Origin of the sequence: Kitasatospora sp. NPDC088783, assembly GCF_044750705.1 — a bacterium.
In the GTDB taxonomy this organism is placed as follows: Bacteria; Actinomycetota; Actinomycetes; order Streptomycetales; family Streptomycetaceae; genus Kitasatospora; species Kitasatospora fiedleri.
Map to the genome: position 1 here is coordinate 1 of NZ_JBIVKJ010000033.1, position 22,052 is coordinate 22,052.

The 22,052-nt window shown below is 70.9% G+C and carries 16 protein-coding genes; 7 read left to right on the forward strand and 9 right to left on the reverse strand.

The features are described 5' to 3' along the window. Nucleotides 1–572 precede the first annotated feature (572 nt). Both ACIP60_RS37790 and ACIP60_RS37795 read right to left on the reverse strand, forming a co-directional pair. The gene (locus ACIP60_RS37790; protein ID WP_400694054.1) at nt 573–1,139 is read right to left on the reverse strand and encodes a hypothetical protein; all 567 of its coding nucleotides are present in this window, start codon (nt 1,137–1,139) and stop codon (nt 573–575) included. Next, nucleotides 1,136–11,692 carry a LamG-like jellyroll fold domain-containing protein gene (locus ACIP60_RS37795; protein ID WP_400694057.1) on the reverse strand — a complete coding sequence of 3,519 codons (10,557 nt, stop codon included), beginning with the start codon at nt 11,690–11,692 and terminating at the stop codon, nt 1,136–1,138. The genes ACIP60_RS37790 and ACIP60_RS37795 overlap by 4 nt, the downstream gene beginning before the upstream one ends. Before the next feature lie 1,200 nt (nt 11,693–12,892). Here ACIP60_RS37795 and ACIP60_RS37800 point away from each other — a divergent pair. Together ACIP60_RS37800 and ACIP60_RS37805 are read left to right on the forward strand one after the other, a co-directional pair. Then, nucleotides 12,893–13,171, forward strand: a complete 279-nt coding sequence (locus ACIP60_RS37800) for a hypothetical protein (protein WP_400694060.1) — start codon at nt 12,893–12,895, stop codon at nt 13,169–13,171. Between the two features lie 84 nt (nt 13,172–13,255). Then, the gene (locus tag ACIP60_RS37805) at nt 13,256–13,504 is read left to right on the forward strand and encodes a hypothetical protein (RefSeq protein ID WP_400694063.1); all 249 of its coding nucleotides are present in this window, start codon (nt 13,256–13,258) and stop codon (nt 13,502–13,504) included. A gap of 140 nt (nt 13,505–13,644) precedes the next feature. On the opposite strand, the gene ACIP60_RS37810 is transcribed toward ACIP60_RS37805, so the two are convergent. Further along, a protein-coding gene (locus tag ACIP60_RS37810; RefSeq protein ID WP_400694092.1) for an IS5 family transposase occupies nt 13,645–14,441 on the reverse strand; the annotation gives its coding sequence in 2 pieces (ribosomal slippage) (nt 13,645–14,106 and nt 14,109–14,441; 795 coding nt in all). A 76-nt stretch (nt 14,442–14,517) separates the two neighbouring features. Between ACIP60_RS37810 and ACIP60_RS37815 the strand changes: the two genes are divergently transcribed. Then, the gene (locus ACIP60_RS37815; RefSeq protein ID WP_400694066.1) at nt 14,518–15,600 is read left to right on the forward strand and encodes a zeta toxin family protein; all 1,083 of its coding nucleotides are present in this window, start codon (nt 14,518–14,520) and stop codon (nt 15,598–15,600) included. 12 nt (nt 15,601–15,612) lie between these two features. Then, nucleotides 15,613–16,236 carry a zeta toxin family protein gene (locus ACIP60_RS37820; RefSeq protein WP_400694069.1) on the forward strand — a complete coding sequence of 208 codons (624 nt, stop codon included), beginning with the start codon at nt 15,613–15,615 and terminating at the stop codon, nt 16,234–16,236. A 70-nt stretch (nt 16,237–16,306) separates the two neighbouring features. Here ACIP60_RS37820 and ACIP60_RS37825 read toward each other — a convergent pair whose 3' ends face one another. Continuing rightward, nucleotides 16,307–16,609 carry a hypothetical protein gene (locus ACIP60_RS37825; RefSeq protein ID WP_400694072.1) on the reverse strand — a complete coding sequence of 101 codons (303 nt, stop codon included), beginning with the start codon at nt 16,607–16,609 and terminating at the stop codon, nt 16,307–16,309. Between the two features lie 277 nt (nt 16,610–16,886). On the opposite strand from ACIP60_RS37825, the gene ACIP60_RS37830 reads away from it, so the two are divergent. The 3 genes from ACIP60_RS37830 to ACIP60_RS37840 all read left to right on the forward strand — a co-directional run bounded on the left by ACIP60_RS37830 (nt 16,887) and on the right by ACIP60_RS37840 (nt 18,909). Beyond that, nucleotides 16,887–18,251 carry a hypothetical protein gene (locus ACIP60_RS37830; protein ID WP_400694074.1) on the forward strand — a complete coding sequence of 455 codons (1,365 nt, stop codon included), beginning with the start codon at nt 16,887–16,889 and terminating at the stop codon, nt 18,249–18,251. Then, nucleotides 18,248–18,406 (forward strand): hypothetical protein, encoded by a 159-nt coding sequence (locus tag ACIP60_RS37835; RefSeq protein WP_400694077.1) that lies wholly within the window; start codon nt 18,248–18,250, stop codon nt 18,404–18,406. Before ACIP60_RS37830 ends, ACIP60_RS37835 begins: the two co-directional genes overlap by 4 nt. 137 nt (nt 18,407–18,543) lie before the next feature. Beyond that, nucleotides 18,544–18,909 carry a DUF6193 family natural product biosynthesis protein gene (locus ACIP60_RS37840; protein ID WP_400694080.1) on the forward strand — a complete coding sequence of 122 codons (366 nt, stop codon included), beginning with the start codon at nt 18,544–18,546 and terminating at the stop codon, nt 18,907–18,909. Between the two features lie 34 nt (nt 18,910–18,943). Here the strand turns inward: ACIP60_RS37840 and ACIP60_RS37845 are convergent, their stop codons facing one another. The 5 genes from ACIP60_RS37845 to ACIP60_RS37865 form a co-directional block, all read right to left on the reverse strand. Further along, nucleotides 18,944–19,402, reverse strand: coding sequence for an ATP-binding protein (locus tag ACIP60_RS37845; RefSeq protein WP_400694083.1), 459 nt, complete (start codon nt 19,400–19,402; stop codon nt 18,944–18,946). 113 nt (nt 19,403–19,515) lie between these two features. Then, nucleotides 19,516–19,911, reverse strand: a complete 396-nt coding sequence (locus ACIP60_RS37850) for an STAS domain-containing protein (RefSeq protein WP_400694086.1) — start codon at nt 19,909–19,911, stop codon at nt 19,516–19,518. 85 nt (nt 19,912–19,996) lie between these two features. After that, nucleotides 19,997–20,887: a SigB/SigF/SigG family RNA polymerase sigma factor gene (locus tag ACIP60_RS37855; protein WP_400694089.1), complete on the reverse strand. Its 891-nt coding sequence runs from the start codon at nt 20,885–20,887 to the stop codon at nt 19,997–19,999. A gap of 316 nt (nt 20,888–21,203) precedes the next feature. Continuing rightward, nucleotides 21,204–21,557 carry a PRC-barrel domain-containing protein gene (locus ACIP60_RS37860; protein WP_400686047.1) on the reverse strand — a complete coding sequence of 118 codons (354 nt, stop codon included), beginning with the start codon at nt 21,555–21,557 and terminating at the stop codon, nt 21,204–21,206. Between the two features lie 351 nt (nt 21,558–21,908). Next, a partial coding sequence (locus tag ACIP60_RS37865; protein ID WP_400694096.1) for a GlsB/YeaQ/YmgE family stress response membrane protein occupies nt 21,909–22,052 on the reverse strand: 144 nt, incomplete at its 5' end.

Below are 22,052 nucleotides of genomic sequence, written 5' to 3' on the forward strand. Positions count from 1 at the left end.
ACCACCCCAGACCGTTCATCTGGACCAAGACCGCCGACGAAATCCTCGACAAGGTCGCTGCCTACTGCCACCGAATCTCCGACTCAGGACACTAGATCGAGACACCACCCACGACACACCCACCCAAAGTCATCGAACCAGCCACAACCCCAGCTCACACACTGCACCCTGACCACCGCCATCCCGGAAACTCCTCGCACCCAAACCACAGAGCCCCAGCTCAACAACCGACTCACACCGAAACAAGACCCCCCGGGATCCTCACCCTGGGAGACAAACGGGTCCCCACCGGTCCCCGGAGAAGTCCCCGGGACGGGATCGGACGGCACAGGAAGAAATGCAGCGGTCACGGGTACCAGCCCACTCCCCCACCACTGCCAGCCGCACAGGAACAGGCGTCCTCATGTCAGCCACAGTCCTGACGTGCTACGCCTGATCAGCAGGACATGACAGCCGATTGTTCGCCTTGTGACAGCCATGATCCATGACTCCTGCCGACAGAAGCCCAGTTCAGCGGCTCCCCGTGCTCAATGCTCCCTCGCCACCCAACCCACTGACACCACCCCACCCATTCACACTCTGCCCTGCCAGAGCGGTTCTCCCGATTCAAAGTCGATCAGCTCTTCAGAAAGCGGATGCTCCCGCCCGAGGAGGTCTGCAAGGAACCCGGACATTCCGGTCTCGAAAGTCAAGAATCCCTCGTCGCTGGGGTTCCACACTACTACAGGCCATCGTTCTGGGTTTGGATTAGACATGTCCCAGAGGAATTGGTTGGCGGACAGGTCGTTTCCCCAGAGGAAGAGGCCGCCTGGTGCGGGATAAGGTTCGTAGGGACGGTCCCCCGGGTCCCAGGTATACCAGTCTTCGATGGCTTCACCGACTTCGAGATTGAACCGGAGCATGGTTTCAAAACCGGTGGGCTCCTGCTCGGTTCGCGGCCTCAAGGGTGTACCCACCCCCAGCCCGCCGGCAAATCTCCCGTTCCCGTAGGTCTCGACGAATCTACGATAATCCATTGGATATGAAATGCGCACCCCTTCCGGAGCCGCATCCCAATCAACTCGAAAAGGCCGGTGGCCAGGCCACCCCAAGATTGTGGCGAGCCGCTCGAATCCATCGCCTGCCGGTTGTCCGCTCATCCCCAGTTCCCCATATTGTACGTGACTCCGTTTTTGGTCTTCTCGTTCGGAATGTACATCGGCTGGATCGCCTGTCCGGGCCGACCGTCCGGGTACTGCGTCGATGCCCTCATCCAGAACCCCGTCGGGATGGCGTTCACAGGAGAAGCATAGGTGGGCGTGACCTGGTAGTCGACAATCTGGTTGTTGGTCAGAGCCTTTGCAACCTGCCGTTCGAACTTTGCCATGCTGTTGCGTCCGGTGTTGCTGCCCACCTGAAAGCACGGAGCGAGGTTCTCCCTGACACCACGGCCGCCAAATTGGCGTGCGACGTAGTGACAGCGAGCGAGATCGGTGAAACCGCCGTCTGGTCCGCTGACAGTAAAGCCGTTCGCCCTAGCTTTGCTCTCCGCGGTAGCCCATCCGGCGATGTCGCCGCCAGCACCGGTACCACGGCTCTTCGAAGGAGCTCCGATCAGACAAGCCCTCGCCCCGGTGGACTGCTCGATGCCGGGAGCAATCGTCACCATAGGGCCGTACTTGATCCAGCCGGTGCCGGTGGTGCGGTTCCGGTCATCGTTCTCCGCTCCCGGCGGTCGATTGTTCAGGCAAGACTGGGGCTGGGAGGAGCCACTTCCGGTACCGGGAGTGGCACCCGTGCCTGGCTGCGGATTGGGGGCTTGGTCTGGGGCCAGGCTGGTGCTGTTCTGGTTGGTAAACCGCTGGGCCAGGTCCCAGGCGCTGTAGACCCGGACGATGTTCTTGAGGATCTCCTGGTAGTCGGGACGCTTCCACTCCGGGCCTGGGTTCGGACGGTCGGGCACGGGGGTGGGGGCTGGCTTGGTCGCCGGAGCCGGCCTGGTCTGGGTACCGACGAAGCAGTGGTAGACGCAGGCACCGCTCTTTCCACCACCGGCAGCGGCGGCAGCGGCGGGCCCACCGGCAGCGGCGGCAGCGGCGGCCGCCGCTGCGTGGGAGCTGCCGCCCGCGGTGCCGGCGCAGCGCGACCCGCAGATGTCCCAGGTGGCCGGTCGGGCGGGGGTGTAGGTGGTGGCGGCGCTGCCCGCGTGGCTGCCCGGCATGGCGTTCTCGGTCTGGTGGTTGGTGACGGCCTTGTCGACGGCGACCGCGGTGCCGCCGACGAGGATGGAGACGGCGGTTGCGGCGCCGACGGCGTCCCAGATGCTGACCGCGCCCCAGGCAACGGCGACGAGGCAGAACGGGCAGTGGCCGCTGGGGTCGGTCTGGTCGAGCGGGTCGCCGCCCGCGTAGGTGTAGCGGTTGGCCTGGATGGAGGGATCCGGGTCGAGTTGCCAGCTGTCGCGGCTGGTGAAGGCGCCGGTGCCGGGGCGGTACCAGCGGGCGTGCATGTTGACGTCGCCGGTGGCGGGGTCGGTCCAGCCGGACTGGTAGCCGAGGCTGGTGGTGGTGCCGGTCTTGGCGACGGGTTTGCCGAAGGGGTCGTAGGTGGTCGTGGAAGTGGTGGAGGTGCCGTCGACGGCGAGGGTGGCGGTGACGTCGGTGTGCCGGTCGGTGCGGATCCGCTTGGCACCGGTGGCGTCGGCGGCGCTCATCAGTTGTCCGGCGGTGTCCCGGCTGTAGCGCCAGGTGCCGTCGGTGATGAGGTTGTTGGTGCCGCCGTCGTAGGAGTAGTTGGTGCCGCCGCGCTGGATCATGCGGTCCAGGCCGTCGTAGACGTAGGTGTTCTGGCCGTCGTCGGCGAGCCGGTCGAAGGCGTCGTATTTCTGGGTGGTGCGTGTTCCGCCGGTGGTGGTGGCGGAAAGGGTGCCGCGGGCGGTCTGCTGGTAGGTGGTGGTGCCGTCGCTGACGAGGCGGTTGCGTTCGTCGTAGACCGCGGTGGCGGCGCCGTTCTTGGTGCGGTTGCCGGCAGCGTCCCAGGCGTAGGCGGTGGTGGTGGTGCCGGTGGTCCAGGAGGTCAGGCGGCCGGCCTGGTCGTAGCTGTAGCTGTCGGTGGTGGCCGGGTCGCCGGGCTTGCCGGTGACGGTCCTGCGGGTGGTGCGGTCCTCGAGGTCGTAGTCGTAGGACGTGGATGTCACCGGGGTGAAAGCGGGCGCTTCGGTGACGACCTTGTCGAGGATGAGGCGCCCGAGTTGGTCGTAGGCGTAGGAGCGGTTGGAGGTGGCGTTGAAAGCTCCGTTCGCATCCTTGACGGCGTAGTACTGGGTGGCGAGTCGGCCGTTGCCGTCGTAGCCGTACCAGTACTGGGCGCCGGAGAGCTGGTCGTAGGACCAGGCGAGCTGGCCGTCCGGCTTGTAGCCGAAGGAGGAGGTACCGGTCTTGGCGTCCCAGCGGTCGGTGATCCGGCCGTCCTTGTCGTACTCCCAGGACTGGTCGACGCCGGCGACCCGGGCTTCGGTGAGCTGGTCACGGTCGTTGTAGGTGAAGTCCTGCGTGTTGATGCCGATGCCACTGGCCTCGACGAGGCGGCCGGCCTTGTCGTAGCGCAGGGTGCGGGTGTCGGTGGCGGCTTCGGCGCCGGTGCCGGTCTCCTTGGTGAGCCGCCCCATCGGGTCGAAGGTGCGGGTGCGAACGATGCCGCCGGGTTCGGTGAGCTTGACCGCCTGGCCGGCCACGTCGTAGCTGGTGGTCCAGGTGCGGTCGGCGGCGGCGGGGTACGCGGTGGTGGCGGGTTCGACGGTGGACTCGGGCAGTCCCCAAGGGGTGTAGGTGTAGACGGTGGTGTTGCCGCGGCCGTCGGTGAGGCGGGTGCGGAGGCCGGCCGCGTCGTAGCCGAAGCCGGTGGTGATGTTCTGGCCGGCGGCGACGGGTTCGGTCAGCGTGGTGAGCCGGCCGCCCGCGTCGTAGGTCCGGGTGGTGGTGGCACCGGTGGCACCGGTGCTGCTGACCGGGTGGCTCTCACGGTCGTACCCGGTGCTCCGCGTACGCAGGGCGGTGCCGTCGGCGGCGCGGTCGGTGACGGTGGTGGCGTTGCCGAGGGCGTCGTAGCCGTAGTCGGTGGACTGCCCCAGGGGAGCAGTGGTCTTGATGGTCCGTCCGAGGCCGTCGTAGGCGACGGTGCTGGTGCGGCCGGCCGCGTCGGTGGTGGTGAGCTGCTCGCCGAGCGCGTTGTACGTGGCGGTGGTGGTCGCTCCGCCGGGGGTGGTGGTCCTGACGAGGTTGCCCGTGTCGTCCCAGGTCTGTCGGGTGGTCAGGTTCTGCAAGGTGGGGACGCGTTCGACGACGGTTGCGGTGAGCGTGCGGCCGAGCTCGTCGTAGGTGGCCTCGGCGCGGCCGCCGACCGGATCGGTGACGGACAGGCGCAGGCCGGTGGGGGTCCAGGTGGAGGTCCACACGGGTGGCTTGTCGTCGACGGGCGGGGTCAGCGGTCCGCCGGTGGAGTTGGGGTCGGTGCGGCGGCGCTCGTGGCCGAGCCGGTCGTACTCGAGGAAGGTCCGACGGCCGGCGGCGTCGCGGGACTCGGTGATCCGGGACAGCGCGTCGTAGGTGACGGCGGTGGTGGCGGTGAGCGGGGTGGTGCTGCCGGGCGGGGTGTAGCCGGGCAGGGCGGTGCCGGTGGTTCGGCCGAGCCGGTCGTAGGTCTGCGTGGTGGTCAGACCGCGGGGGTCCTTGACGGAAGTGGTTTCGCCGAAGGTGTTGTAGCCGGTCGTGGTGGTGGGATTGACGGTGGTGGCGGTGCCGCCGCCGCTCTCGGCCTGGACGGCGGGGAGCCGGACGGTGGTGGGGCGGCCGAGTTCGTCGTAGCCGTAACGGGTGGTGAAGGCGGTGGGGTCGGCGCCGGGGGCGTTGCCGTTGGGGCTGGTGCTGGTGGTGGTCAGGCCGCGCTGGTCGTAGGTGTAGGTGGTGGCGGCGTTGAGCGGGGACGCGGAGGACTGGACCTCGGTGCGGGTCAGTCGCCCGGCGCTGTCGTAGGTGTGACGGGTGATGCGGTTCTCGCTCGCGCTGACGGGGGCGGTGGCGGTGGCGATCCGGTCGTCCGCGTCGTACTCGACGGTGGCGGAGCGGTTTGCACCGTCGGGGTCGGTGACGGTCTTGACGACCCGTCCGGCGGCGTCGTAGGCGTTGGTCACGGTGGTACGGCCACCGCCGGTGACCTGCCTGGTCAGGCGGCCCGCACCGTCGTACTCGTCGCGTTCCAGGACGACGGGGTGGCTGGTGCCGTCGGCCTGGGTGACCGCGGTGGCGGTGGTCGTGGCGAGCAGGTTGTCGTCGTAGTAGGTGTAGGCGGTCTTGGCGCCCATCGCGTCGGTGACGGACTCCAGGCGGCCGGCGGGGTCGTAGGAGCGGGATTCGACGACGGCGTCACGGGCGGCCTGGCCGTCGCCGTTCCAGCCTTCGACGACCGTGGTGGCGAGTTGGCCACGGACCGTGTACGTGAACCGGGTGACCTGGCCGAGGGCGTCAGTGGTGCGGATGGTGCGGCCGAGCGCGTCGTAGCCGTATCCGGTGGTGCCGCCTTCGGCGTCGGTGGTCTTGGCGACGCGGCCGGCGATGTCGTACTCGGTGCTGTCGGTGCGCGAGGGGTCGCCGCCGAGGAGGTCGGTGACGGTGTTGCCGAGCACCCGGCCGTCGGCGTCGTAGGTGCTGGTGGTGCGCGCCTGGTGGGCGGCGCCGGTGACGGCGTCGTGGGCGACGGGCCCGGTGACGGAGGTGACGTGGGACAGCGCGTCGTACTCGGTGGTGGTGGTCAGGCCTGCCGGCTGCGCGTCGGAGTACACGGTGGTGCCGCTCTGGCGGCCCATCGCGTCGTAGGTGTAGGTGGTGCGCAGTCCGGACGGTTCGGTACGGGAGGCCAGGTCGCCGGAGCTGTAGTAGGTGAGTGTGGTGGTGAGGCCGGCTGCGGTGACGCTCGTGGCGAGCAGGCCGGCGGGGGTGGTGCCGCCGCCGGTGGCGGGCTCGGTGCCGGTGGTGTAGGTGGAGCGCAGGGTCCGGCCGTCGGGCAGAGTGGTGGTGCCGACCTGGCCGAGGGCGGTGTAGCCGATGGTGGTGCGGTAGCGGTTGTCGGCGGGGCCGCTGGATCGGGCGTCTCGGCTCTCGGTGGGCCGGTCGTTGCGCGGGTCCTTGGCGTCGTCCTTGTTGAGGTAGTACGCGGTGTAGGAGGTCCAGCAGGAGTTGGCGTCCCGGCAGGTGGTGGTGGAGACGGTGTTGCCGCGGGCGTCCTGGCCGGTGACGGTGGAGTGGCCGTTGGGGTCGGTGACGGTGTGCAGGAATCCGCCGGTGTCGTACGAGTAGGTGGTGGTGGCGCCGGCGGGGTCGGTGCGGGAGATCAGCCGCATGCCGCGCTGGGCGTCGTGGACGTCGGTGGAGGTGCCGCCGGCGGGGTCGGTGACGGTGACCCGGGAGGCGAGGGTGGTGGCGGTGGACTGGGAGCGTGCCAGGTAGTGGTCGGCGATCCGGTCGGCGCTCAGCGGGTGCTGGTAGAACGCGACTTCGTCGATCTGGCCGTTGAACCAGGACCAGCCGCCGTTGCCGCCGGCCCAGTTGCCGGTGTAGCCGCCGCCCAGGTAGGTGCGGGTCATGTCGAGGTGGTCGACGGTGCCGGTGGCGGTGGCGACCAGGGTTCCGTCGAGGTAGAGCGAGACGCCGTTCGGGCCGGTGGTGAGCGCGGTGTGGTGCCAGGCGTTGTCGTTGACGGCGGTGCCGGAGGTCAGCGGGCCGCCGGCCATGCCGTTGAGGGCACCGCGGAGCTTGCCGTCGGAACCGACGTACAGGGCGGGCACCGTGTTGTTGGGCGCCTCGGCCATGGTGCGGTTCTGGTAGTTGAGCAGCACGCCGGGGGCGGCGGTGCGGAACCAGAGTTCGGCGGCGAGTTCCTTGCCGCTCTGCAGGATCGGGGTGGGCAGGTCGAGGTAGGAGTTGCTGGTGCCCTTGAAGGTGGCGGCGCGGCCGTCGCCGACGCCGAAGACGCCCTCGGTTCCGAGCTGGACGCCGGGGGCGTAGTTGCCCTTGCCGTCGATGGCGGCGACCTCGCTGGCAGCGGTGGTGCCGGCGCTCTCGTCCATCCGCCAGTAGCCGGCGGGGGCGTCGGCGACGACGGAGCCGCGGTAGCCGAGGCCCTGGCCGGCGACCTGGGAGCTGCGGGCGCGGTAGTGGGCCAGGACGTCGCCTGCGGACAGCGGGTGACGGTAGACGGCGGCCTCGTCGAGGGCTCCGGTGAGCCGCCCGGTGTCGCCGGGGGCGGCGGGTGCGCCCTTGGCGAAGCCCGCGCCGAGGTAGGTGTGGGTGTTGGCCTGGTGGTTGACGGCTCCGGTCGCGGTGGCCACGGGGGTGCCGTCGAGGTAGAGGGTCTGGGTGGTGCCCGCGGCGGAGAGGACGGCGTGGTGCCAGGCGTTGTCGGTGACGGTGCCGGAACTCGCCATGGTGGCTGCGGCGCCGCCGAAGCGGCCGTGCAGCTTGTTGTCGGTACCGATGTACAGCAGCGGGGTGTAGCTGCCGCCGACGCCCGCGGGGTCGTCGAGAGCGCGTTCCTGGTCGCCGACCAGGACGCCGGGCTTGTCGGTGGCGAACCAGAGTTCGACGGCGAGGTCGCCGGTGCCGCGCAGTGTGTCGTCGGGGACTTCGAGCTGGGACTTGGCGCCGCCGTCGAAGCGGGCGGCGGTGTCGTCGGTCGGGGCGAACACGCCCGGGGCGCGCTTGGAGACGCCGTCGCCGTAGGAGCCGGCGGTGCCGGTGCCGGCCTCGCTGGCCGCGGTGGCACCGTCGCGCTCGCCCAGGCGCCAGTAGGCGGCCGGGCCGGAAGCCTTGACGACGTTGTTGTAGAGGAACGATCCGCCGGTGAAAGTGGGGGCGGAGACCTTCCATTCGGAGCCGGCGGCGTCCTTGATGCTGCTGACGCGGTCGGTGGACTGGTCGTAGCCGATCTGGGTGCTGGTGCGGCCGGAGGGCAGCACGGTCTTGGTGAGTTGGGCGGTGCCGGTGCGCAGTGCCCAGTGCTCGGCGGCGATCTGGTCGGTGACGGGGTAGTCGTAGAGCGCGACGTCGTCGATCTGGCCGTTGAACCAGGACCAGCCGCCGTTGCCGCCGGGCCAGTTGCCGGTGTAGCCGCCGCCCAGGTAGGTGCGGGTCATGTCGAGGTGGTCGATGGCGGCGTCGATGGTGCCGACGCGGTTTCCGTCGAGGTAGAGGGCGGTGCTGGACTGCGCGCCGGACAGCACGACGTGGTGCCAGGCGTTGTCCTTGACGGAGCCGGTGGAGGTGATCGGGTCGCCGGTCGTGTTGAACTTGCCGCGCAGTTTGCCGTCGGAGCCGACGTACAGGGCGGGCACGACGTTGTTCGGCGCCTCGGCCATGGTGCGGTTCTGGTAGGTGAGGATCACGCCGGGGGCGGCGGTGCGGAACCAGAGTTCGACGGAGCGGTAGGTGGAGCCGCTGATCGACTTGGCGGGCAGTTCGACGTACGAGGTGCTGCCGTTGAAGGTCGCGGCGGTGTCGGTGGAGCCGGTGAGGGCTCCGGTCGCGCCCCAGGTGACGTCGGTGGACTGGGCGGGTGCGCGGTCGGGGGTGCGGGCGGTGTTGTCGGCGGTGCCTTCGCTGCCGCCCAGGCGCCAGTATCCGATCGGTCCGGCGTCCTGGAGGGCCGCCTGGTACTGGGATCCGGTGCCGTACTCGTAGAGGGTGCATCCGGTGGCGGCGTTGGCGGCGGTGCCGGGCGGGCAGACCTTGGTGAGGCGGTCGCCGCTGTAGACGTACGTCCAACTGCCGCTCGCGCCGGATACGGCCACGCCGGTGATGTGGCTGCCGGTCCAGGTGAAGTCGAGGTGGCGGCCGGAGAGGGCGTCGGTGGCGCGGCTGAGCTTCCCGCCGGTGTAGGTGAGGTTCTGGGTGTGGCCGGCACTGTCGGTGACCTTGGTGAGACGGCCGCCGGTGTCGAAGGTGTGGACGGTGCCGGCGCGGTCGGTGAGCGTCCAGCCGCCGCCGTCGGCCTTGCGCAGGTCGGCGGCCATGCCTCCGCCGGCGATGTACGCCTGCTTGGCGCCGTCCCAGGCGAAGCGGGCGCGGGCACCGTTGGAGGCGGTGAGGACGACGTTCCCGGGCAGGGTGAGCCAGCCGCTGGACTCGACCTGGACGCGCATGTCCCAGCGGCTGGTCCAGCCCGCTCCGAACGCACCGTCGACGCGCGGATCGAGGGAGTTGTAGCTGCGGGTCACGGACAGTTCCGGGCCCACGGTGGGCAGCGCGGCGTCGGTGGCCGCGGTGGTGTAGTTGCCGACGGCCGCGTTGAAGTCACGGCCGGAGTCGGCGGAGGTGGCGTACTGCGCGGGCTGCGGCAGCAGGGTGCGCAGGTAGGAGGGTTGGGACTTGGCACTGCTGGTGGCGCCGTCACCGGCTTCGGCGTACCAGGCGTACTGCTCGTTCCAGGAGAGCCAGCCCTCGGGAACGACGAAGTTGCCCGAGTGCACCCAGGCGGACTGCTTGCAGTCGACCCGGGCGTCCTGGCCCACGACCCGGCACACCTCGAAGCGGTAGTCCAGGGCGGCCAGGGGGGAGCGGTCGGGGTCGGTGCCCTCGGCGCTCAGCGTGGGCTGGAGCTGGCGCACCACGGACTGCGAGGGCGGGGCCAGGCGGTTGAGCACCGGCGGGATGTTGATGGAGGAGAACATCATCGCGGGCGAGGTGATGCCGTCGGCGGAGAAGCTCTTCGTGCCGTAGTCGTCCATCGTCCAGACGATCTTGTACGTGCCCTGTGGCAGCGGCCTGATCCTGGCCTCGAACATGTTCCCGGCATTGGTCGGGGTGTCCGCGGAGACGGGGGTCCAGGCGATGTTGGTGCCGTAGTTGGTGATGTTGTTGTTCCACTGGTCGAACAGCAGGTACGACATCTTGTAGTTGCCGCCGGGCGTCCAGGTCTCCTGGCCGCGGTTCCACGCCCGGACCCGGAAGACGCCCTCCTGGGTGGCCGTCACCGGCTGGACCCAGTCGAAGAGCTCGTAGTCCGCGCCGTACTTCGACCAGGTGACGTCCAGGCTCGGCGCAGCGGCGCCGGAGTTGTCGCTGCCGAACCGCTTCCAGCCGCCGGAGTCGTTGTCGTCGGCCTTCAGCGCCAGGCCGTAGTTGGCCTGCCAGCCGTGGGTCCAGCGGTTGACGAGGTTCTTGCCCTCCTCGCCGAGGTCGATCGGCTCCCAGGCGGGGGCGCAGGACCACGCGCTGCTGTCACTGGCCCGCCAGCCGTGGGCGAAGTTCGCCGAGGTCAGCGCGGCCCCGATGGACGGGCCGGGCCAGCTGCGGACCGATCCCTGCGACCAGTTGGAGGTGACCGGGTGGACCGTCACCGGCTTGGCCTTGCAGGAGGACGACCAGGAGTTGTACACGGACAGCTTGACGCCCAGCACGGAGGCGTTGCGCAGAGTGTTCTCGACACCGCTGAACTTGAGGAAGGAGGCGGCCTTGTTGCCACCGCCGTTGTAGGTGCCGACCTTCAGCTCGGTGTCACCCGAGTAGTCGGCGGTGTAGCCGGACATCACGTAGGTGCCCTCGACGGGGCGCACCGAGGTCACCGACGGGTCGACCTTCACCGGGAAGACCCGGTCGGGGGCGTGCAGCCACTGCTCGTCCAGCTTGACCTTCAGCGCGGTGCCCGCGCCGTCGGGTATCAGCTCGTACGTCACGCCGGAGGAGACCACGCCCTGGCCGCCGGAGTTCGGGGCCTGGTTCGAGTCCTCCATCCAGCCGGCCGGCATCCGCCCGCGCACGGCGCCCTGGCCGTCCTTGAGGATCAGCGCGCCGTCCTCGATCGAGGCGGTGACGCCCTTCAGTCGTAGCGGGAACACCCATTCGGTGGGGGCGCTCGCGTCCTGGAGCAGCAGCACCTCCTTGAAGGAGTCGCTGCCGGCCCGGAACTCGACGTCCGCCTTCGGGAACACCGAACGGTAGGTGATGTTCTCGCCCTCGACGCTGCCCGCGGAGGCGGCGGCGCCGCGCAGCGCGTAGCCGACCGCGAGACCGTCGCCGAGATCCAGCGAAACCAGCGGGTCCCGGTCTGCGGCGGCCGCGAACGACAGTTCACGCTCGCCGGACTTCGTGGTCCAGCCGTCCTGGCCGGCAACCGACCGGCCCATCGTCGAGCCGATGCGCGGCTCCAGGGTCGCGTCGATGGGCTGCCAGCTGCCGTCCTTGCGGCGGAAGTTGACCGGGGCGGTGTAGTAGCGGGTGGTGTAGGTGCCGTCCTTGTTCAGGTACACCCGCTGCTGGGCGTCGCGTTCGCCGACGACCTCGGTACTGCTCTTCCGGTCGAACCCCACCACCGGAGCGGCCGAGACCTCCGGCCCGGTCGTCAGCTCGGTCTTCGGCACCGGCAGCGCGGGAGCGGCGACGTCGAGCGGGTCCTTACCCGGCTCGGACGCCGCGTCCTCGGCCAGTTCTCCCTCGGCAGGCGCATGCCCGGCCCGGCCGCCGTCGGTGATCGTCTCGGTCTGGCGCGAGGTCGCGGCGTGCGACCCATCGATCGCGGCCCGGTGCTGGGAGGGCCGCTCGCCGGGATCCGCCTGGGACTTGGGGGCAGGCGCCCACTGTTCCAGCGCCGTGGCGCCGTCCGCTATCCCGAGCACGGCCAGGATCATGCAGAGCAGCAGCACCACGCTACGGCGAATCGTCAGCACTCGAACTCCCAGGAAATCTTCATGAACAGCGGCTAGATATATCCGGAAGGCGAGACATTCCGCCACCCCCGCCATGAAGCGCAAACCCTCACCAATGGGCGATCCAGCAGCAGAAATAAGCAAGTCCAACCAATGGCTCCTATAGCCATGATTGCGGACAAAATATCCACCCATCCCCGGCGGAGAAAAACGCAAGATTCGTCACTGAAAATTCTGACGGGCCATCAATTTACTTTTCATTGCAATGAAATGACTGACAGTTGGCTCTGCGCCTGACGTCGTGCGCTCTCCCGGGCCGGCCGCGCCCGGCCTGCCCTGCGTAGCCAAACCGTTATCGGCGAAGGGGCTTGCCCGCCTGGTGACGACCCCCCGGACAAGCAGGTCAACTGCCGGCCCCAGCGCTCCACAGCACCCTGACGAGCCCGCGAACGCAGCGCACCCGGGGTGCGCGCGGGAATCCAGATCCGGCAGCACACGGTGCCCATCAGCTCCAGGCAGGAGCGATGCCCCACCGGCCTGCAGGCGGTCCCGTACGTCCTGGACGAACGGGACCGGTGGCCGTCTGCCTGCTGCGGCGGTGTCGCGGTCTCGGCGGGCTCGGTGGGGCTGAGGGGCGGCGCAATGCGCGGTGGGCCTGGTCCGGCAGCTGTGATGCCGGACCAGGCCCACCTTCGTCCGCTGACCGCCCGTCAGCGACGGCCCCGGCTGCTGCTCGGGAAGGAGTCCCGTCGCCAGGTCGAGGGCGCTGGCCGCGGAACGTCTCCCCGAACAGCACCGCCTGCCGGTTCTCCTCGAACACCGCCGTCGGCCCGCCGTCGCTGCGGGAGGCGGGTGGGAAGACGCAGCTGGCCCCACCTGACGAGGCGCACCTCGCCACCGTGCCGGGCCCGGGCGCGTGTCCGCCGCCGCGGGCCCGTTGTCACGGCATGACGAAGACCGCTGCCGCCTCCGTACCGAACACCCGCCGACGCGGCCCAGACGGCCGATACCCCGCCTACCGCGGGCACACCTGCCAGCCCTGCACCGGCCACGAGGACTCCCCCTACGGTGAGGACCTGGTGGACGACCCCGACTTCCGGCTCACCTTCAAGCGCAACCCCTGGTGCTGGTCACCCGAGTCCGGCTTTCACCGCACCCGCGCCCCGCACATCCCGCAGCGCCTGGCCGGCCTGACGAACGGCAGGTTCGGCGGGCCTGAACATGCGGCAGGCCGTCCGGCTCGGCGCGGGCTGGGGCACCTGCGACGGCGACGGCCCGGATCCGACGCGGTGGAAGGAGCAGACCTGGCGGGTCATAGTCGCTGTCGACTACCGGCGGAGTGGCGACCTGGAGCCGGCCGCCCACCTCGGCCAGCTCATCGGCACCCTGGTCGACGGCGACGGCCAGCAACGCATCGGGAATGACGACGCCCTGCTGCGCGGGTGGTTCCGCGACAGCACCCGCGCTTTCCTCCCCCACCCGGCCATTGGCGACGAGTAGAATGCCGTCCTGCTGCGGGCCTGCGAGGGCCGGGCCGACTCGGAGCGAAACGGCGCCCGGGTCCGCGCCGAGGTCCCCGTCCCGGTGCCGCAACGGCGCGGAGAACCGGAGCGGTGGGAGTACCGGGTCGACCTGTGGAACAACCTGGTCGGCGTCGCCGCCCATCCCGGCGGCATGCGGATCGTCAGCGAGGTCTACAAGCTCACCCAGCCCGCTCCCGAGCAGGCCATGGTGTGGATGACCGATACCGTTCGGCACGCCCTGCGCTGGGGCCAGGTCGACGCTGACGACCGGCTGCGCCCGCCGGCCGACGGCGAAGACGAGGACTGCTGAGGTCCGGGTTCAACAGGCCGGGCCCGGGGCCGATCTCCCGGGTCCGGCCTGGGCACCGCTGGAGCAGACCGGTGTCCCAGTCCGCGAGCACCGCGCAAAGCCGCTCCGAGGTCTGCTCGGACACGCCCTTGGAAGTCATCTCATTTGGTGAGTCTGCGGTGGCAGATGAGGGCGGCGGCGATGGTGGCGAAGGCTGCGAAGTGGGTGCCCTTGCGTTCGTAGCGGCGGTGGAGTCGGCGGTACCCGCCGAGCCAGGCCACGGTTCGCTCGATCACCCAGCGGTGTCGGCCAAGATGGGTCGAGGATTCGATGCCGCGGCGGGCGATGCGGTGGGCGATCTGCCGTCGCCGCAGGTAGGAGCGGATGAAACGGTGGTCGTAGGCTCTGTCGCCGTGGAGCTTTCCGGGCCGGCGCCGACGCGGCCCGCGGCGCGAGCGGATCGGCGGGATGGCCTCGACGAGCGGGATCAGGGCCTGACTGTCGTGCAGGTTCGCGCCGGAGACCGCAAGCGAGATAGGCAGACCGGTGCGTTCGGTGAGCAAGTGGATCTTCGACCCGAACTTGCCCCGATCGACAGGATTCGGACCCGTCAGATCCCCTTTTTCAGGGCCCGCATGTTCACCGAGTCGACCGCACACCGAGACCGGTCCAACTCGCCCCGCGAACCGAGTTCGTCCAGGACCAGGCGGTAGAGCTTGGCCCACACCCGGGCCGCGGTCCACTCCGCGAACCGGCGGTGCGCGGTGGGACCGGACGGCCCGAAGCAGGACGGAAGCCGGGCCCATGTGCAGCCCGAGGTGGCGACGAACACGATCGCGGCCGGCACTTCACGGTCCCCGTGCCGGCGGCGGCCTCCGCCCTGCGGCCGGGTCGGCGCCGCCGGCACCACCCGCTGGAACAACCCCCACAACTCATCCGGCACCAGGCGCTCCACGATCGTCACGTGAACAGCCTACAAGTCCAAATGAGATGACTTCTTAACTAGATCCAGAACAAATCTGACGGGTGGCGTGGTGAGCGAGGCACCGGTGAAGCGCACACAGGCCAGCGGGTCCGGTCCCTCGGACCGCGCCGGGCTGCCTTGCAAGGATGGCGCCGACCTGGGCCGTCGGCCGGTGGTCGTCATCGCCGCCGGGCAGCCCGGCGCAGGCAAGACCGCGCTCGGCGACGTGCTCCACGCCGTCCTGCTGCTCCGGGGACCGGCCGTCCGGATCTGCAGCGACCTCTACAAAGACTCCGAGGAGCAGTACGCGGCGCTGCTGGAGCGGGACGTGCGCACCGCCGGAGCCGTGGTCCGGGAGGCCGTGCGCGCGCGACAGGCTGAGGCGGAGGAAGCGGCCCGGGCCGCGGGCCGGGATGCCTTGGTGGAGAGCGCGCTCGCCGACCCGGACGCCTTCCGCGCCGAGGCCGCGGTGTGGAGGGCGGCCGGGTACCGGGTGGAGGTGCTGGTGGTAGCGGTGCACGAGGCGGTGAGCCTGCTGGGCACGGTCGAGCGCTACACGGCGCAGACGCTGGTGGCGGGGGTGGGCCGGTACGTGTCCTGGGTCAACCACGACGCGTGTGCCGCCGGGCTGGTGGAGACCCTGCGGGCCATCGACGCGCAGTGCCTGGCCGATCGGGTCACCGTGGTGCGGCGCGGGATGGAGGTGCTGTACAGCAACGAGGTCCGCGGCAGGGGCTGGGTGCGGCGGGCGGCGGCCGGAGGCCGTCGTGGAGGAGCGCGACCGGTGCTGGGGGGCGCGGGAGAGCGCCTGGTTCGAGAACTCGGTGGACGCGGTGCGCCGCGACCTCGTCCGGGCCGAGCGGCTGGTTCCTGCCGACCGGGTGCTGGCCGTCGAGCGGGACCCCGCCCGGGCGCTGGCCCTCGCCGCGCGGGTCCGAGCGGGTCCGGCGGCCGCCTCAGGCCCGCGCCGCCGCCCCGGGCGTCGACCGGTACCGCCTCAACCCCCGCCAGCACCAGCGGGACTTCGAGGAGAAGATCGCCGCTCCCCTGCTGGAGCGCCTCGTCCCGCGCAAGCACCCGCGGGTCGTCTCCGTCGCCGGGCAGCCCGGCGCGGGCAAGACGAAGGCGGCCTGACGGGTCCTTGGCCGGATAGGACCCGCACTGCGTGCACCTGTCGGGCGACGATCTCAAGGCCCTCCACCCGGACTACGCGATGCTGCTGCTCCAGGACCCGCGCCGGGCCGGTGAACTGGTGCGCCACGACTACACGCTGCGGATGCGCCAGACCCAGGACCCGGTGCGCGCGCACCGGGCGGATGCGATGGTCGAGGTCGCGCCCTCGCGCGCCGCAGACCTCCTGGCCCTCGCCGCGGCCTTCCACGCCTGCGGCTACCACGTGGTGCTGCAGGTCCTCGCGGTCCGGGAGGCCGACAGCCTCCAGGGCACGGCCCAGCGCTACGCCGACAACCAGCGCGCAGGCGTGCCTGCGCGCTTCACCGCGCCCGAAGGCCACCGCGCCGTCTTCGACGGCGTCGACCAGGCCGTGCGCGCCGCGGTCACCCACCCCGCCCTCGACGCGCTGCACATCGTCGACCGCGCCGGACGGGACCTGCGCCTCCAGGGCCGCGACGGCGGCTCGTACCCGATCGCGGCGCTCGCCCTGGAGCGCCTGCGGCCCTACCTCGGCGCGAGGCCGCCGAGTTCCTCGCCCGGCACGCCGCGCTGGTGGACGCGCTGCCGCAGCACGCCGACGAACTGCGGCGCACCGAGGCCCTGGCCCGGCAGCTGATGCCGCCCGCCCTGCAGCCGCGTCGCCTGGAGGCGGCACCGGCCGCTCCGGCGCTCCTCCCGGCCAGGGTCTACCCCGCGGTGAGTGTGCGCAGCAGCCGGGTGCAGCGCTCGGCGATCGCTGCCGCCTGCGTGTCGGTGGCGGTTCGGAGGCGGTCCCGGTCGGCGGCCGCGGTCTGCTGGTCGGCGGCCCACTCCTGCAGGAGTTCGGGGTCCGGCTGCGCCGAGGCCCGCTCGGTCTCGATGCCGGCCTGGTACCAAGCGATTACCGCCCGGATCGCGTCCAGGGCCAGCAGCGCCGCGTCCGCCGCCAAAGGCGGGCTGTCGGGGCCTGCGGCTGGTCCGAGCGGGTCCGGGGCGTGGGCATCGGGCACAGGTCCACCTCGCGCAGCAGGAACGAATTACGCCCTTGTGCTCCCCGACCCGTTTCGGCAGCGCGGCGGGCTCCCGTCGGCCGGGGCGCGGGCGGAAGAGGGAAGGAAGAGGGGAGGAAGAGGGGGGCGGGATGGGGCGGTCGGCTGCAGGGGCGCCTCCGGCGCTGTCGGCGCCGCTGCCTGCCTGGCCTCCGGTCCCGCGATCGGGCCGGGACGGCGCTCACCGGCCCGCCCGAACCCGGGGGTTGGGACCGGACACCAGGGAGGGGACTGGCCGATGGCGGGGCGGGATCTGCGGGCGCCGTTCGGGTCGAACGACCGGAGCGTGGGTGCCGAGGAGGCGTTCACCAACCGGGAGGGCCAGTGGGCGGTGTTCTCGGCCGCCCTCGGCGAGCACTTGGTCCGTGTCGGCGCCGAGGGCTTCGATGTCCAGGACCTGGAGGGCGCGCGGTGCAACGTGCTGGTCTTCCACGGCATCGGCGGCGTTGGCAAGTCCGCCCTGTCCAGGAAGCTGGAGGCGGCGCTGGGCGCCGCCGGATCGCGGCCGGCGCAGTGGGGAGAGCCGTCCTGGCCCGCGGCGCCGCGGCTGCTGCCGGTGCGCACCGACCTCGCCCGCTCGGCCGGGACGGACTCCGAACGCCTGGTGCTGACGCTGCGTCCGGCGCTGGCCGGGCTGGATCGCGCCCTGCCCGCCTTCGACCTCGCGCTGGGCCGGTACTGGGAGCACAACCACCCCGGGGAGAGCCTGGAGGAGTACCTGCGCCGCGCCGGGCTGGTGAGCAAGCTGGCGAAGGCGTTGCCCGATCAGCTGCAGGGGGCGCTGTCGAAGGCCGCAGAGGAGCTCGCGCTGCCCGGGCTGGTGGGCTCTGCGGTCGGGCAGGTGGCCACCGCGTTGGTGCGGGTGGTGCGCGAGCGCCGCAGCACTGCCCGGGCGCTGGCCGGGTGCCCGCGGCTGGCGGACCTACTGGAGGTGGAGCCGGACCTGGAGGCGCTGTCCTTCTCCCCGCACCTGCTCGCCTACGAGATCGACCGGCTGCCCGCGAAGAAGGCCGTCGTGCCGGTGGTGCTGCTGGACACCTTCGAGGACACCGGCGACCGCACCCACCGCGAGCCGGAGCGCCTGATGCAGCGGGTGGTGTGGCTGATGCCCAATGTCTTGTTCGCCATCACCGGCCGCAGCTGGCCGCAGTGGGCCGACGAGGCGCTGCAAGGCCAGCTCGACTACACCGGGCCCGGTGCGTGGCCGCAGCTCGCCGCCCGCGTCCCCGCCGCCCGCGGCGAACACCGTCGACTCCACCCGGGTCACCGTGAACACTGCCGAGGCCGCGAGCGCCGCCGGAGCCCCGCGCGCAGGCACCGCGGCGGAGGCCGACCGGCAGGTGCTGATCGGCGACTTCAGCCCCGAGGACTGCGAGGACTACCTCGCCCGCCGTCTCACCGATCCCGGCGGCGGAGCGCTGATCGGCGAGCCGGTGCGCCGGGCCATCGCCACCCGCTCCCACGGCCTGCCGCTGTTCCTCGACCTCGCCGTGATGCGCTTCCTGGAGATCCGCCGCACCCGCGAGCCCTCCCCCGCCGACTTCGACCACGACTTCCCGGCCCTGGTGGAAGGGCGCGGGCACCGGCAAGGGCGGCCCGGTGACGCTCGCGCTGGCGGCGGGCGTGGTCGTCGGCACCGATTTCCTGGGTGCGGGCCTGGGCGAGCACCCGAGAGCCGAAGCGATTCGCCATGACCGGGCAGACGACCGCGCCATGAGTCAGCCGGGATGGCTGGTCAGGAGGAGAGGTGACCTTTGACAGGTGACCTTGACCGATTGCGAAGTGACCTTGACCGGCTTCAGGAAGATGCTCCGATGCGCGCGCCGGCCGAAGGACTGGGCCCAGACCTGACTGCGCAGGTTGCCTGCCAGGGGGGTGAGCGCCATGATCGCCGGATGGCTGAGGAGACGACGGTTGAGAAGACCTGGCGGCTGATGCTGGCGGGCGACCCCGCGGTACGACGGGGGGATCCGGCAGTGATGGAGGCGGCCTACGCCGAACCGCGCCTGCGGGTGCTGTTCCCGTTCCCGAGCCACGGGTGTCTCACCTTCCACCGGAACTCGCAGTTCCCATGGAGCAACGACCTGCCGTTCATCGCGGGCGGCACGCCGTGCTCGGTGTACGGGCCGCTGTACTCGTCGGTCCTGGGCAAGGGCCTCACCCCGCGGGAGGCAGCCGCGTTGGTGGTGGCCAACCTGCCCGCCGACTGCGGACCGGCCTACGAGGGGCCCTGGCCCCCGCCGGACAACCACACCCACTGAACCCCCAGGGCATCCCCCCGGACGCCGAAGGCGGTCAAAGCCACCTGTCAACGGTCAAGGAGACGTCGATCTCGGCCCAAACAACCTTGCCGGAGGGAAGTGGTGTGGTGCCCCATCGGTCGGAGATCGTACGCACGATGTGGAGGCCGTGGCCGCCGGGTGTGCTGGGCTGGTGCGGTTCGCGCGGTGCGGGTGCGGTCCGGGAGGCGTCGGTGACCTCGACGCGCAGACGGGTGTCGGTGGCGTGGAGGATGAGGTCCTGGGGACCGCCGGCGTGCAGCACGGCGTTGGCGACGAGTTCGGCGACCAGCAGGACGATGTCGTCGGCGCCGGGCCACGACCAGTCGGCCAGGGCACCGCGCGTGAACTCCCGCGCGCGGGCGACCGGTTTGCGCTGCCTGTCCATGGCCAGGCGGCGTCGCTGGCCGCCCGGCGGCAGCGTCGGCACGGTGACGGACAGGCTGTCGTCGAGGGCCTGCCGGGCAGGGATCATTGGGTCGGCCCTTCGCGTTGGCGGTCCTTGCCGCTTCGCCTGCCCGCTGCACTGCGGCTGATTCGGCTGGGTCGTGTGCTGCGCCCGGACCCGATGGGGCACAGAAGTCACGGTCACGGCAGTTCGGCGATCGCGGCTTGGACGGTGGGGCGGACGTCGAAAGCGGCTGCGGCTCCGGTGATCTCCAGCAGCCGCTTCACGGGTTGCGACACTGCCGCCAGCCGCAGCACGGCACCGGCGGCGAGGGCGTCCGCACGGGCCGTGAGCAGCATGTTCAGCCCCGAGGAGTCGCAGAACGCCACCTGGGCCAGATCGAGGACGACGAGCCGGTTGCCGCGGAGCACCTCGGCGAGGGTCTCCTTGACGGGTGCCAGCGATTCGATGTCCAGGTCTCCGGCGATCTGGCAGACGGTGATGCCGTCACCGCCGGACCGCACGTCGGCGCCGGCACTGTCCTCGAGCGCGACAGCGCCCACCTGGGCGGACGTGACGTGATCGTACGACTGCATTCTCACAGCCTCTCACCGTGCGGGGCGGTGTCCTGCGGGCGGGCGCGTTGGTTGCCGACCGTTCCGCTCCGTGGGCCGACCTGCCTCAAACCGCCTCGAGTCCCCGGCGCAGCTTCGCGAGTGCGCGGGAGAGGAGGCGGGAGACGTGCATCTGGGACAGGCCGAGGCGCTCGCCGATCTGGGACTGCGTCAGATCCTCGGTGAAGCGCATCGACAGGATCAGGCGGTCGCGCTCGGGCAGGGCGGCGATCAGGGGCTGGAGCGAGACCAGGTCCTCCACCATGCCCAGGCGCTCGTCGGTGCTGCCGATCTTGGCGGCGAACGCGCCCGGGCCGTCGCCGTCCGGCCCGGCCGGCACGTCGAGGGAGTCGGTGCTGTGCGCGTTCGCGGCCTGGAGCCCCTCGATGACCTCTTCCTGCGCCATCCCCAGGTACTCGGACAGCTCAGCCACCGTCGGCGCCCGGTCGAGGGTCTGCGACAGGGCGTCCTGGGCCTTGGACAGGGTCAGGCGCAGCTCTTGGAGTCGCCGGGGCACGTGGACGGCCCAGGTGGTGTCACGGAAGTGCCGGCGCAGTTCCCCGAGGATCGTGGGGACGGCGAAGGTGGTGAACTCCAAGCCGCGCTCGGTCTCGAAGCGGTCGATGGCCTTGATCAGTCCGACCGCGCCGACCTGCATCAGGTCCTCGGTGCTCTCCCGGTGCGAGCCGAAACGACGAAGGACGAAGCGCACCAGGGAGAGATTGAGCTCCACCAGGGAGGCCCGCACGTAGGAGTACTCCCGGGTGCCCTCCTCCAGACCGGCCAGGCGCACCAGCAGCACCCGGGTCAGGTCCCGGGCGTCGGCCGGTGCGACCCCCGTCAGATCGCCGAGCTCCGCCAGCTCCGGTGCGATCTCCCGGGGGCCGCGCGGCGGCGCGATGTGCGTACGTTCGTTCATCGGGTTGGGCGCTGCTGTCAGGAGCTGGTCCCTCGTCACGGTCGGTTCCTTCCCACAGCGGCACGGTCTGCCCTTGTCTACCCCTTGGCAACGCGCGCATGCCTTCTGATTGCGCGAAGGACTTGTGGGGTCTCGGCGTGCGGGACGGCAGCGTGCCTGCCCGGCCCTCACGGCCCCACGGGCCGAGCGGCACCGTCCAGCCTCGAGCTCTCGCCACGGTGCGGTAGCAGACGCCCGGTTGCGGGACGGGAGTCCCCGGCGCGGAGGTTTTCGGCGCGGTCCGGTGGAGGCGGTGGGAAACGCAGAGGTCCCGCGTCCGAAGACGCGGGACCTTGAGCGGCCCGGGTGCGGCGGGTCAGATGCCGGTGCCGTTGCCGTAGTAGTCGCCGACCTGCTGGCGGTAGGCCGGGTCGTCGGCGTGCTGGTCCTTGTCGTACTCGGGCGAGTTCTTGACCTCGTCCCGGGTGCGGTTGACCCACACCGTCTTCTCCTGGTCGTCGACCCGGGTGACGGTGCCCGCCGGGAGCAGCACCTCGCGCCCGAAGATCCACGGGCCGGTGTCGACCACGAGGTAGCCGGCGCCGACGTCCACGGTGTGCTTGTCGACCTTGCCGATGTGGCCGTCCGTCGCCTCGACCCGGTACCCCGTCAGGTTCGCGCCCGCGGCGTAGCCCTCGGCACCCTCGTAACCCCACATAGCCTCGGTCATCGCTGCCTCCTCGCGTCGAGCTCTCACGTTCTTCCTACGGAAAGCCGTCTGCCCCGGCACTGCGCACCCATGCCACCGTTCACAGAAAATGGGAGTTTTTCTGCAGAATCCGGCGTAGTCCTCGGGAACGCGCCCGAATCCCACCCGGTTTGGCCAAATAGGCGGCCGGGAACGGAAACGCGGGGTCTCGACTTTCGCACAGATTCTGCCTGGAGCGGGAAGCCCCGGAAACCACGTCCTGTCTTGGCGGTTGACCTGATTGCGCGCGCCCACGGTCGGCGGGCCCGGCCGGGCACACGAGGTGAGGCCGACCCCGGTGTCGGGGGCCGGCCTCACGGGTACGCGGATCGTTCAGGCGCGGCTGTGCCGGTTGCCGGTGACCAGGCGGTAGATGACCAGGAGGATGACCGAGCCGACGATGGCGGCGACCCAGGTGGAGATGTCGAAGAAGCCGTCGATCGAGTCGACGCCGAAGATGACCTTGCCGAGCCAGCC